Source organism: Acinetobacter seohaensis, assembly GCF_056431365.1.
On the sequence record NZ_JBWKMK010000118.1, the window covers coordinates 1 to 12,355 of the forward strand.

The 12,355-nt window shown below is 37.3% G+C and carries 12 protein-coding genes and 1 pseudogene; 5 read left to right on the forward strand and 8 right to left on the reverse strand.

Annotated elements, in window-relative coordinates:
- Positions 1 to 129 precede the first annotated feature (129 nt).
- The 5 genes and pseudogenes from AC07E5_RS10570 to AC07E5_RS10590 all read left to right on the forward strand — a co-directional run.
- The gene (locus AC07E5_RS10570) at positions 130 to 462 is read left to right on the forward strand and encodes an SGNH hydrolase domain-containing protein (RefSeq protein WP_416713716.1); all 333 of its coding nucleotides are present in this window, start codon (positions 130 to 132) and stop codon (positions 460 to 462) included.
- A 302-nt stretch (positions 463 to 764) separates the two neighbouring features.
- Complete coding sequence (locus tag AC07E5_RS10575) at positions 765 to 1,454, forward strand: class I SAM-dependent methyltransferase (RefSeq protein ID WP_416713717.1); 690 nt, start codon at positions 765 to 767, stop codon at positions 1,452 to 1,454.
- On the forward strand, positions 1,451 to 2,593 hold the full coding sequence (locus AC07E5_RS10580) for a glycosyltransferase (protein WP_498625435.1): 1,143 nt from the start codon (positions 1,451 to 1,453) through the stop codon (positions 2,591 to 2,593). Before AC07E5_RS10575 ends, AC07E5_RS10580 begins: the two co-directional genes overlap by 4 nt.
- Positions 2,583 to 3,545 (forward strand): hypothetical protein, encoded by a 963-nt coding sequence (locus tag AC07E5_RS10585; protein WP_498625436.1) that lies wholly within the window; start codon positions 2,583 to 2,585, stop codon positions 3,543 to 3,545. The genes AC07E5_RS10580 and AC07E5_RS10585 overlap by 11 nt, the downstream gene beginning before the upstream one ends.
- A 368-nt stretch (positions 3,546 to 3,913) precedes the next feature.
- A pseudogene (locus AC07E5_RS10590) lies at positions 3,914 to 4,063 on the forward strand (acyltransferase); the annotation flags it as partial.
- Between the two features lie 3 nt (positions 4,064 to 4,066).
- On the opposite strand, the gene AC07E5_RS10595 reads toward AC07E5_RS10590, so the two are convergent.
- The 8 genes from AC07E5_RS10595 to AC07E5_RS10630 form a co-directional block, all read right to left on the reverse strand.
- Positions 4,067 to 5,017, reverse strand: coding sequence for a peptidoglycan bridge formation glycyltransferase FemA/FemB family protein (locus tag AC07E5_RS10595; RefSeq protein ID WP_498625438.1), 951 nt, complete (start codon positions 5,015 to 5,017; stop codon positions 4,067 to 4,069).
- Between the two features lie 13 nt (positions 5,018 to 5,030).
- Positions 5,031 to 6,188, reverse strand: a complete 1,158-nt coding sequence (locus AC07E5_RS10600) for a DegT/DnrJ/EryC1/StrS family aminotransferase (RefSeq protein ID WP_498625439.1) — start codon at positions 6,186 to 6,188, stop codon at positions 5,031 to 5,033.
- Positions 6,189 to 6,203: 15 nt separating this feature from the next.
- Complete coding sequence (gene rfbA / locus AC07E5_RS10605; RefSeq protein WP_416713722.1) at positions 6,204 to 7,082, reverse strand: glucose-1-phosphate thymidylyltransferase RfbA; 879 nt, start codon at positions 7,080 to 7,082, stop codon at positions 6,204 to 6,206.
- Positions 7,072 to 8,160 (reverse strand): dTDP-glucose 4,6-dehydratase, encoded by a 1,089-nt coding sequence (gene rfbB / locus AC07E5_RS10610; protein WP_416713723.1) that lies wholly within the window; start codon positions 8,158 to 8,160, stop codon positions 7,072 to 7,074. The genes rfbA and rfbB overlap by 11 nt, the downstream gene beginning before the upstream one ends.
- A gap of 88 nt (positions 8,161 to 8,248) precedes the next feature.
- Positions 8,249 to 8,638 carry a hypothetical protein gene (locus AC07E5_RS10615; protein WP_416713724.1) on the reverse strand — a complete coding sequence of 130 codons (390 nt, stop codon included), beginning with the start codon at positions 8,636 to 8,638 and terminating at the stop codon, positions 8,249 to 8,251.
- 2 nt (positions 8,639 to 8,640) lie between these two features.
- Positions 8,641 to 9,492, reverse strand: coding sequence for a glycosyltransferase family 2 protein (locus tag AC07E5_RS10620; RefSeq protein WP_416713725.1), 852 nt, complete (start codon positions 9,490 to 9,492; stop codon positions 8,641 to 8,643).
- Positions 9,493 to 9,555: 63 nt separating this feature from the next.
- Positions 9,556 to 11,487 carry a hypothetical protein gene (locus AC07E5_RS10625; protein ID WP_416713726.1) on the reverse strand — a complete coding sequence of 644 codons (1,932 nt, stop codon included), beginning with the start codon at positions 11,485 to 11,487 and terminating at the stop codon, positions 9,556 to 9,558.
- A gap of 58 nt (positions 11,488 to 11,545) precedes the next feature.
- Complete coding sequence (locus tag AC07E5_RS10630) at positions 11,546 to 11,953, reverse strand: pilin (RefSeq protein ID WP_416713740.1); 408 nt, start codon at positions 11,951 to 11,953, stop codon at positions 11,546 to 11,548.
- Between the last annotated feature and the right edge of the window lie 402 nt (positions 11,954 to 12,355).

Consider the following 12,355-nt stretch of genomic DNA (forward strand, 5'->3'; position numbering starts at 1 on the left):
AAATGGAAATATTACCTCGGTTAATGAGGGCACGATTGTAGGAAGACCAGTTAGTTGTACGATAGATTTTAGGAGCAGGTTTATTCATATTGAAATTATAGGACTGAATAATCTTTCTAGGCTAGGTTTATGCAACAAAGCCATCCTATTCTCAAAGATGTAGATGTAAATTGTAATTTACGAACTACATATCCTCAAGACAAATGTTTTTTTGATCGAAAGTATCGTGATCTTGATTTTACAGATTGGGAACGTGATTTAGTTAAATTAAAAATAAAATATAAGGGGCTGATAGTATTAGACTTTAACTCGATTATTTGTCCAGAAACGGTGTGCTACTCCTATCTCAACAAAGTGCCATTCTATCCAGATGATCAACATCTTACCTATACGGGGTCGGCTGAAATTGGTGTAGAATACCTCAAGAGGTATGGAAATCCACTCAAGACAAATGCTCAATAAAAAGCTAACCATATCGTTACACGCACTCTTCCTCCACCTATCTGAGGAGCGGAGTGTTCAAACTGGTATATTGCAAATGGTTATAATTTTAGCATTTGTCACAGCAGGAGGAAATCCTCTGCATCTCAATAGTTGTAATAACGGCATGTTGGTAAAGTTCTTATATGAATAAGTATACCAAAGTGGTAGATTGTTATATTGGCATAACTTTGATTTATATTTCTTGGTCAAACTAAAATTGGGTTATGTCCTTTATTTTTTAATAGCTTAAAAATTTAAAATTGGCGTAACAGGTAATAGGAATGCTTAATTTTTTAAAAAAAATAGTAAAGGCAACACCATTACACCCACAATGGTTACTTGGTTCAAGAAAGCCACCTAATGGCTTGCAACAAGCAGAAGGCAGTTTTCTTGATATTGGTGCTGGGGATAGATGGTTGGAAAAAGAACTACCTAGATCTGTTCAATATACAGCATTAGATCATCCACATACAGGCATAGAAATATACAAATCAAAACCTAATATTATCGCTGATGCAGTGAACTTACCTCTTGCAGATGACTCTTTTGATAATATCGCTTGTTTAGAAGTTATTGAACATGTTCCAGACCCCGAAAAAGTCTTTAGTGAAATATACAGAGTGCTTAAGTCTGGTGGAACAGCATGGATAAGTATTCCTTTTCTTTACCCTATACATGATGCACCATTTGATTTTCAGCGTTATAGTCGGTACGGGTTACAAAATATAGCAAAAAATACAGGATTTCAATATATAGAGGTAAAACCTAGATTGCATGCATTAAAGACCGCTGGACTACTATTTTGTATAGCTATAGCAGGTTGTATTACAAAAAATAAATTAACATTATTTTTGATGCCGATAGCTATATTAAGTATATTTATCATAAACATTTTAACATGGCTTATCAGCTGTATTTTACCAAATTGGGAAAATATGACACAAGGTTATGAGGTTGTCTTAAAAAAATGAAAACCATTACACTGGTTACAACATCATTCCCTATAGCTAATGATGGTAGTGAAGCTGCTGGTTCTTTCGTATCTGATCTCGTAGAAGAGCTTGCTATCCAAGGTTGCCGTGTGCATGTTGTTGCACCAGGTATAGCGAATTGTGTAGAAGATTGGAAAAACAACATCCGTATTTACAGGTATAATGCCCCACCTAAGCCATTATCCACCCTCAAACCTTGGGTACCAAGAGATTTTGTTTGGCTTATTAAGGTTTTAATTAATGGGCAGAAGGCTGTTTTAAATGCATCTTTGGAGAGTAGCCATATTTTTGCCTTGTGGGGATTTCCTAGTGGAGAGTGGGCAAGGCGTATTGCCAAAAGACTTTGTATAGAGTACTCAGTTTGGGTATTGGGTAGTGATATATGGTCATTGGGTAAATGGCCAATCGTTAAGCAAATACTTGCCAATGTAATAAGGAAAGCCAAAAACGCCTACGCTGATGGGTATCAACTCGCTGAGGATGCTAAACAAATTTCTGGCAGAGAAATAGAATTTCTTCCCAGCACCCGAGCAATAATAACTAAAAATCCACCGTTGCCCCGTGAACAAGCGCCTTATCGACTACTGTTTTTGGGTCGTTGGCATCCGAATAAAGGGGTTGATATTTTGTTAGAAGCTCTAGCTCTTCTTACTGATGCAGATTGGAAAAAAATAGAAACAGTTGAGATTTTTGGTGGCGGCCCACTAGAAAATCTAGTTAAAGAAAAAGTAACCATCCTTCAGCAGAAAAATCGCCCCATTGTTCTTGGTGGCTACTTAAACAAACAAGAAGCTGAAGCTGCAATTATTCGTTCTGACTGGGTTTTAATACCCTCCCGAATTGAAAGTATCCCTGTTGTTTTTTCTGATGCAATAAAACTTGGGCGATCAGTACTATCAATGCCTGTTGGCGACCTAACACACTTAGTTGCTGACCTGAATACAGGCGTATTAGTGCAAGAAATAACAGCCGCTAGTTATGCGAAAGGTTTACAACAAACATTGAATACCAGCCCTGCTAAATACGAGTCTGATATAGCATTACAAGCAAAAGTGTTTGATCTTTCCCTCATAGCATCATGCTTGCTGGAAAAACTAGGATTACAAAATGGAAAATAAAGTCCCTTATAGATCAGAGAGAAAGCCAGATTGGCGACAGCGCCTAAAACCTTGGTTTACCGTGCTTTCATTCTTATCTTTATTTTGGGTCGGATGGATTTTATGGGAAGCATGGCCACAAGCTTTATCCGCCATGGGGCATTTTGACTCCCGCTGGCTAATGTTAACTCTGCTAGGCACAACAGTGGGTGGTTACTTAGTCTTTGAGGTTTTTTACTTATTATTTCGACAGGGAGTTGGGGCGATTCACAGTAAAAGAGAATTATCACATTTGTTTTTTGTGGCACAGCTAATGAAGCATTTACCTGGACGAATATGGGGAGTCGCTTACCAAGCTTCACAAACAACGCAAGCAAGCATAGGACAATGGCTAGGCGTTAACTTGACTTTTATGTTGCTTACAATATTTTTTGCAGCGTGGGTATCATCGGTTTTCTTATCTTACTTCCTGTCTGCCTCTTGGTTTTTAGGAGCAATCGCAAGCGGTTTGATAATTTACTTTGTGGTATGGAGTAATAACTCTTTTAGATTATTTAAAAGACTCCTAAAACCTCTTACGAATAAAAAAACACATCAATGGTTAGATGCTCTTGAGCCTTATGCCGCTAGTGATTGTTCAATTAAAACCAAGATATTTTTTATCGCAGCTATTAGCTGGGCCTGTTATTACTTGGCTTGGGGAATTTTTGGCTATGCATGGCCTGGCTTGAATTTTCTAGGCGGATTGCAGCTGTGTGCATTATATACGCTAGCTTGGTTTATAGGCTATTTAGTCTTTCTTTTCCCTTCAGGAGCAGGTGTACGAGAGCTAGCTTTTTTATATTTTGCCAAGGATTATCCTTTTGAAGCTTTGGCGGCGATGGTAATATTTGGTCGTTTAATTCTACTATTTACAGACATAATATTAGGTATCACGGCAACAATGACATGGAGATTAAGGAAAAACATATGAATTTTATCTATAGTGTATTCAATTATTATATTACTCTATTTAATCTATTCGTTTTAAGACTTAAGAACCCTCACTCTAGCTTTGAGCCGCATGTAATTATAAAAGGGCCGTTGAACAATATAAAATTAGGAAAAAACATCAATATTCAATCATCCACAGTTCTACACCTTGGAGGGAAAAATTGGTGTAATCATACAGGGAGGATTGAAATTGGTGATAACAGTACAATCTCACCAAATTGTGTTTTATATGCTTGTGGTAGTGAAATTAAAGTGGGAAGAAATTTTGACTGTGGCCCGTTTGTCGGAATCTATGCCAGTAGAACAGATTATATAAATAAAAATGCACACATATTTAAGTCCGTTAACATTGGCGACAATGTAATAATCTTCTCCCATGTAGTAATCAATCCAGGGGTATCTATAGGAGATGGCGCTGTAATCGCCGCCGGCTCTGTTGTGATAAACGATATCCCTGCCAATGTATTAGCAGGTGGCACACCTGCAAAGGTAATAAAAGACCTATCCAACTATACTCATAATAACTAATAATAATTTTCCAATCAGGCCTGTTGGTATGGTGTATGTGATCAATTCTTTGCTTTCCCCACCCCATTTCTCTTTGAATTTAATTAATCCATGTTGATTTTCAGGAGAAGAAAGAAAATTAAAAGCCTCAAACCCCCTCTCTTTTGCTTCGTCAATAACTTGTTTCATAAGAAAGTCAGAAGCGCCTATTTTCATTGCTTCTGGTGTACTTCCAGCATGAAGATAATAAAAGCCCTTCCCATGCGAGGTGGATATAACCATGGATTTTATCTGGCCCTCATCTATATGCCTTGAAGAAACTACTAAATGATTTATTTCTTCTTGAAGGGCTTCAAAGTAGCTTAAGTTGTATTTTTCTGATCCGTTATTTTTGACTACTGCAGAAAAATATAGCTGATACATTAAATGACTTTTTATAAATCTTTCAACACTTAAACTTTTACATTTTTTAAGAGCTCGATTCCAATCTTTTTTTATTTTTTGGCTGTTCTCAGAATTCCATCCTTGTAAATTATTCAGACATGTTTCAATCGTAATAGATTTTTTACCTTTGCAATTTGCTAAATTAATGTTTGCAAACTGAGAAGGCGTAATTCTTATAAGATGCGGTTTGTGTGGCATGTGCTTAACTGCCTCAAGCATTTCATCTAATCTATAAGGCTCCTCACCCTCCCAATGCATAACACATGCTGGAAAACCTAAGAAACCCATACGAAATGGGCCTTTTTTGAAGATGGTTAATGATAGGCCAGTTTTATTCTTACTATCCCACAAATAATACCGCTCAGTATTAAATCCCTTATGTAATACTTGCCCCCATCTTTCTCCATCAAAATAGCTGTTAGTTTCCTTCTGCCATGATTGATAGTCAGAGCTTGGGGTATTACTAACCTCTATATTTTTCCATTTAAATACTTTTTCCATTAATTCAAACCGTTTATTTAATTATCTCTTTAGCTGCTAGTATCACCCATTCCACATCCTCATCCGTCAGCTTCGCCGACAGCGGTAAGCTAACGGTTTGGCGGCCAATGCGCATAGCATTGGGGTAATCTTCAGGCTTCCAGCCAAAACTTTCTTGGTAGTATGGATGCTCAGGCAGAGATAAATAATGAACACCAGTGCCAATTTTCTTACTGTTCATCGCTGTTAAAAAATGGTCGCGGGAAATGCCACATTTAGCTTCATCAATTAAAATGGTAAACAAATGATAACCATGCTTTGTATTGTGTTCAGGGGCGGCGGGAAGCGTTATTGGTAAATCGGCAAAAGCTTCCATATAGCGCTGCCAAATTTGTTCACGTCGCAACCAATTCTGTTCAACACGAGCAAGCTGATGGATTCCAAGTGCGGCTTGTAAATCCATCATGTTGTACTTAAAACCAGCTTCTACTACTTGGTAGTGCTTATAACCTTGGTCACTAAAGCGATGCCAAGCATCTTTGCTCATGCCATGTAAAGCCAGCACTTTGGCACGAGCAATTAATTTTTCATCCCGACCAATAATCATACCGCCTTCGCCAGTTACTACGTTTTTCGTAGCATAAAAACTAAAGCAGCCGAAGTCGCCAAAAGTGCCAGTTTTTTTTCCATGATAAGTGGTTTCAATCGCATGAGCACAGTCTTCAATAACGACTAAATTATGCTTGTTAGCAATCGCCATAATAGCGTTCATATCGCAAGGGCGGCCTGCAAAATGAACGGCTAAGATGGCACTTGTTTTAGGGGTGATGGCAGCTTCTATTGCGGCAGGATTTATATTCTGAGTGGCCAAGTCAACATCAGCCAATACAGGTGTTAAATCAGAATGGATAATAGCGTTAACCGTAGCGCAAAAAGTTAAGGGAGTGGTAATCACCTCACTACCTGGCACAAGGCCTGCGGCAACCATAGACACATGTAAGGCGGCGGTGCATGAGTTAACGGCAGCTACATGGCTAGGCGTTAATTCTTTATAGACTGCAAAATCTTTCTCAAATTGCGCCACACGAGGGCCTGTACCTAGCCAGCCCGAACGAACACAGGCTTCAACTTCTGCTATTTCTTTTTCGCTAATGGCTGGTGAGCCAAATATCAAAAAACCATTATCGCTCATACATTTCACTCATTATTAGGAATGCTGTCCTAGCAAATATTCTAAGTATTCACCATAGCCACTTTTGCTTAAAGCCGATGCACGTTCGGCTAGTTGTGCCTTATTCAACCACCCATTATTAAAGGCAATTTCTTCTAAACAAGCTATTTTAAAACCTTGTCTTTTCTCAATGGTTTCTACAAATAATCCAGCTTCTAAAAGACTGCTGTGCGTACCTGTATCCAACCAAGCAAATCCTCGTCCAAGCAGCTCAACTTTTAATTGATTGTTTTGGAGATATAGTTGATTAATGCTTGTTATTTCCAACTCACCACGCTCTGACGGCTGTATTTGTTTGGCAAAATTAATGACTTGGTTGTCGTAAAAATACAGCCCAGTGACTGCGTAGTTTGATTTGGGTTTTATTGGTTTTTCTTCAATGCTAAGCACATTGTATTGTGAGTCAAACTCCACAACTCCGAAACGAGAAGGATCTTTGACTTGGTAAGCAAACACCATAGCACCGTATTGAATCTGTACTGCGGACTTCAGTACTGGTGTAAAGCCTTGACCATAAAAGAAATTATCCCCAAGCACCAAGCAAACATTATCATTACCGATAAATTCTTTACCAATAATAAAGGCTTGTGCAAGCCCATCTGGAGTGGATTGCTCAGCGTAGCCAAGTTGAATGCCAAAATCAGAGCCATCTCCGAGCAACTTTTTAAAATTGAGTAAATCTTCGGGAGTACTGATGATTAAAATATCTCGAATACCAGCAAGCATTAAAACACTAAGCGGATAATAAATCATCGGCTTGTCATAAATAGGCAATAGTTGCTTAGATATACCCTTTGTAATTGGATATAATCTTGTTCCTGAACCACCAGCTAAAACTATGCCCTTAATTGCCATGATATGTTAGCCCTAACCTCTCTCGTTGATATGAACCATCTTGAATCCTTTTACACCAGTCTAGGTGATTTAAGTACCACTGTATAGTTTTATATATACCTGTTTCAAACGTTTCTTGTGGTTTCCAGCCTAACTCTTTGGTAATTTTTGCAGCATCAATAGCATAACGCTTATCATGCCCAGGTCTATCTTCTACATGGGCAATCAAATTGTGGTAAGGCTGTCCATTCTTCCGTGGTAAAAGCTGGTCTAAAATCTGGCAAATCATCAACACAACATCAATATTTTTCTTTTCACTATAACCACCAATATTATAAGTTTCTCCGACTTTTCCTTGTGTAATGACTTGATACAAAGCACGAGCATGATCTTCTACAAACAACCAGTCTCGAATCTGCTCACCTTTCCCATAAATAGGTAATGGCTTTTCCTCTAAAGCATTCAAAATCATTAATGGGATAAGTTTTTCTGGAAATTGGTAACAACCATAATTATTAGAACAATTCGTCACAATCGTTGGTAAACCATAAGTACGCTGCCAAGCACGAACCAAGTGGTCGGAACTCGCTTTACTTGCAGAGTAGGGTGAACTTGGTGCATAAGGTGTCGTTTCAGTAAATAATTTACTTGTACCATGTAAATCACCATATACTTCATCAGTAGAAATATGATGGAATTTAAAGTGTTGTTTTTTATCTTCTGTCAAATTTAACCAATATTTACGAGCTGCTTCCAATAACGTATAAGTTCCAATAATATTTGTTTGCATAAAGTCGGCAGGTGTATCAATAGAACGATCAACATGTGATTCTGCCGCCAAGTGCATGATAACATTTGGCTGATATTGGTTAAAAATGCGGTCAAGTGCTGAACGATTGCAAATATCAACACATTCAAAATAATAACGTGTACTTTGCTTAATGTCAGTTAAGGACTCTAAATTACCTGCATAGGTTAATTTATCCACATTAAGCACACCATGCTGGGTATTTTGAATAATATACCGAATAACTGCTGAACCAATAAATCCAGCACCACCCGTAACAAGAATTTTAAGTTGCTCTTTATTGAGTTCCATAAACTAATGACCTTATCATTTTTAATGAGGACTTGACTTATTAATCACATTATATTTATATATCAATACCTTGCTATTACAACTACTCTCATCCCAATCCAGTCGTTTGATACGCCTGTTGCGGATGATGGATGACTTCTGGATATAAATAGTCCAACAACTTTGCCTTATACAATCGTGATAAATGTAAACTTTTCGGCCCTGTCACTTGTCTTTGTAAAATAATAGCAAGAATTTCAGCCCTATAAGAACGTAAGCTACATAACCACAGTAAAACAAGCTGCAATTTCTCAACCCTAAGTTTTGCACCAAGTTCTGCAATTTTACACTGTAATTCCTCAGGTAGATCACTCATATTCGCGTCGAAGTTACTAAAATTTTCTATAAGATTACTTGCCAATATATAATATGTTGCTGAATCTAAATATTTTTTCACCAATAAATTGGATTGCTTGACATCAATAGACCGTAAGATCATATTTATTGATTATCCTTATACATCAAAGCAGTAATCTGCTCTGAAATCAGCCCCATAAGAAAAATCATCACACTACCTGTATAAAGTAAAGCACTCATATTGGTAAAGCGTCCAGCATCCCACAGTGTATAACCATACCAACCTGTCGCCATTAAAAATAACACCACCGCAATAGGCAGAAACATTTTTAAAGGTGAGAATAACGTAGCAATTTTAAAAATAATTAAAAAGAAGCGAATCCCGTCCTTTACAGGGTTAATGTGACTTTTTCCAACCCGTTTCGCTGCATGAATTGGTACATAAGTGACAGAATAACCTGCTCGGAAAAATGCCATAGTGCTGGTGGTTGGATAGGAGAAACCATTCGGCAATAAATATAAAAATTCCCTAAATTTTTCTGCACGAACAGCTCGAAATCCCGAGGTTAAATCTTCAACCTTATGCTCTGTCATATAAGTTGCAAGATTATTATATAAAGCATTGGCAACACCACGTCCTATACTTGCCTGAGAACCTTTCTGCCTTGCGCCGACAACTAGATCATAACCTTGTTCAATCTTTTCAATTAATCGGGGAATATCCTGTGGATCATGCTGTCCATCAGCATCCATAAAGACAATTACTTCACCCGTTGCGGTTCTTGCCCCAGTTTTAATGGCAGCACCGTTGCCTTTAGAGTAGGGGTGAGTAACAACTTTTGCTCCTGCTTGTTCAGAAATTGCTTGGGTTGAGTCGGTAGAGCCGTCATTGATGACAATGATTTCATGGGTGATATTAAGTTGCTTAATGTGTTCAATAGTTTGCCCAATTGCCCCCGATTCGTTTTTTGCAGGGAGTATAATACTAATTTTCACGTGTGAGACTTTCCTTTATTGTCGTAATAAGGATGGCACAATTTACTTTCCTAGAATGCTGCTTTAGCGATGGGCCTGGTGAATGTTACGCTGTTCAACCTGTATTTCATTATACCATGCTCCATTATTATCAAGCTGTTTTGCCTGCTGCAACTGTTGCTGTGCAAGGTCCAACTTCCCTTGTAAACGATAGATTTGTGTAAAAATCAAACGTCCATTCACATCATCATGTAAGTCGATAGCTTGCTGGGCAAATTCCTCCCCTTTTTCAAAGTCTGAAATCACTCCAATAAAATACTGAGCAAGTAGTTTATAAATATCTGCTTTTAGGTTATTGCTAATCCTTTGATTATCTAAACCAGCGGCAATAATTTGTATGGCTTGGTCATGTGGTATTTTACAATCACTACTAATTTGACATTTTGTAAAAGCACTGAGAAAACCAATATTATTTACTCTAAAAGGTAAGTGTTTTAAGTTCCAAATGAGTTGTTTAACAACTTCTGATGGTATCTGCTCTTTTAAATAAGATGCTAAATGTAGCTCGGCAAACCATGCACCATTGGCAGGTAGGTAGCTGTGCTTTGACTGTACTAAGGCGTGTTTTGTCAGTTCCGCATAGTGTGCCTGTTGCTCTGGGTGAAGTTGCATTAAATTCATATAGATACGAGAGAGCTGGTAGTTGGCACGGTCTGATTTTGGGTGCATGGTAGCTTCATAAACGGCATGATCAACAAGATTTGACCAAATACCTGCCCTTTGCCATGTGATAAAGGCAAGATTTGCTATATATATTCCACCGAGTAGGTAAATAAAAGGACGTATTTTTTGATTATCAATTTGTGCCAAATAATACATAGCTGTAATGATAAAGCCAATGATACCAAAGTAGTTGCGATGCTCATGCACTAATTCCAAATTAATAAAGGTTGATTCTAATAACTGACTAATAATATACCAACCCCATGCAAAAAGTAGCATGGGATGTTTTTTCACTAAAGCTATGCAGGCTAGACTAATTCCGAGTAATCCTGCTAAAGAGTATAGTGTTGTTATTGGTTGAGTGATTGATTTTGAAATAACAAAATCATCATGATAAAGGCTCAAATCTGAGAGTGATGGATAAAAGAACATTTTAAGATAATAAAAAATCACTCGTGATTCGGTAAGCAGCCGCTCTACTAAAGTAAATTCACGTATTGCAAAATTTACAGGATTTAGATAGGGCGGCAATAAATATAAAAATACTAATCCTGCAACAATCACACCACCCGAAAGCAGATGAATTAATTTAATTTTTTTGATATAAATAGGCTGAAATTGCAGATTTTTAGCTTGAAAAAAAATCAATTCAACCCAGTAAATTAAGGGAATAAATAAAATTCCAGATTCTTTGCTCAGCATTGAAGCCAATAGACTGAAAGCAATACTATATAATGCAAGTACGGTATTTAGTCCTGTGATTGTTCGAGTACGCCAGATACAATAGATAGCAAGTGCTAATAATCCAAATAATGCGGATAGGCTGGTCATACGTTGTACAACGTACAATACACTGGTTAGATTTAACGGGTGAATGAGCCAAGTTAAACTGACTAAACAAGCAAGATATGAGGCAGATTGCAGCGAAATGCTTTGGTATTGGCGGCTTAACCATTGAAATAATTTTAGGCTAATAATAAAAACCAATACACCATTGAATAAGTGAATAAATAGATTGGTAAGTTTGAAGTAAAAAGGGTCAAAACCTGTAAAATAATGATTGAGTGCAAAGGACAACATACTGATGGGACGACCTAAAGGGCCTGCATCACCTGAAAAAAAAGCGGCTTTTAAGGTGTTATAATCAAGTGTTGTAATGGCAAGTCGTGTATTATCCAGAATATTAGGGACATCATCAAAAACATAGTCCCCCAATAATCCCTGATGATAAATAAAATAGCTAATGATTAAGCTAAAACACAGTAATCCATAAATTTTAATATTCTTTGTCATACTATCCACATAAAAACAAAAAGCACCTTACGGTGCTTCCTGTTCATTTTATACTAAATTAACGGCAGTTGGCTGGTAGTAGTTTAGCAGGAATAGTACCTGTACACGCCCAGTTGATACCGCCATTTACATCTCTTGGTGTTAAAACAATATTACCAGATGCAACCTTAGTAGAATTCATTGCTACAGTAATTTTACCACTAGTACCTACTGTTACCGAATTCACTGCATTACCCTTAATAGATGCTGCTGTTGATATTCCAGCCAAAGAATTGCTAGTTGGCCATGTACCATTAGATGCATAATATTCAGTCACTGCAGATTTAGCACCAGCAGCAAGATTTAAACCTTCAGATACGTGAGCACGTTTAGTATAGTCTTGGTATGCAGGAATCGCAATTGCAGCCAAAATACCAATAATAGCGACAACAATCATAAGTTCGATGAGCGTGAAGCCCTTCTGTATTGTGTTCATAACATTCTCCACAAATGTTGTTAATTTAATTATAAGCTTTGTAAGCTATTTTAATCTTAGCACTAAACGTGCCAGCTTTTATTATAGACAATTTACATAGAAAAACAGCACCTTATACATAAAAAAAATCAGACCACTAATTCATTCGTATATTTTTGTTAAAAAGTGACAATTTTTGTCAATTGGTGTTGTGTGAATTGGACAAATATTGTCATTATGTGATTTTTGTCACATAATTTTTTGGGTGATTCTTTTTAGGTTTGAGTGGTTTTGTTGCACAAAGATTTAAAAGACAGCACCTGCTTATCTGAACAGAACTCAAGTGACAACTTGGGTATGAGGACGACCTAATTCTGTAAATCTGTTTAATACTGCTATGCGTGCATGAATCTG

Excerpts from the sequence above, each read along its gene's own strand:
- AC07E5_RS10570 (WP_416713716.1), top strand. The coding sequence starts at position 130 with ATGCAACAAAGCCATCCTATTCTCAAAGATGTAGATGTAAATTGTAAT.
- rfbA (WP_416713722.1), bottom strand. The coding sequence starts at position 7,082 with ATGGCAATTAAGGGCATAGTTTTAGCTGGTGGTTCAGGAACAAGATTA.
- AC07E5_RS10600 (WP_498625439.1), bottom strand. The coding sequence starts at position 6,188 with ATGAGCGATAATGGTTTTTTGATATTTGGCTCACCAGCCATTAGCGAA.
- AC07E5_RS10625 (WP_416713726.1), bottom strand. The coding sequence starts at position 11,487 with ATGACAAAGAATATTAAAATTTATGGATTACTGTGTTTTAGCTTAATC.
- AC07E5_RS10575 (WP_416713717.1), top strand. The coding sequence starts at position 765 with ATGCTTAATTTTTTAAAAAAAATAGTAAAGGCAACACCATTACACCCA.
- rfbB (WP_416713723.1), bottom strand. The coding sequence starts at position 8,160 with ATGGAACTCAATAAAGAGCAACTTAAAATTCTTGTTACGGGTGGTGCT.
- AC07E5_RS10615 (WP_416713724.1), bottom strand. The coding sequence starts at position 8,638 with ATGATCTTACGGTCTATTGATGTCAAGCAATCCAATTTATTGGTGAAA.
- AC07E5_RS10580 (WP_498625435.1), top strand. The coding sequence starts at position 1,451 with ATGAAAACCATTACACTGGTTACAACATCATTCCCTATAGCTAATGAT.
- AC07E5_RS10595 (WP_498625438.1), bottom strand. The coding sequence starts at position 5,017 with ATGGAAAAAGTATTTAAATGGAAAAATATAGAGGTTAGTAATACCCCA.
- AC07E5_RS10585 (WP_498625436.1), top strand. The coding sequence starts at position 2,583 with ATGGAAAATAAAGTCCCTTATAGATCAGAGAGAAAGCCAGATTGGCGA.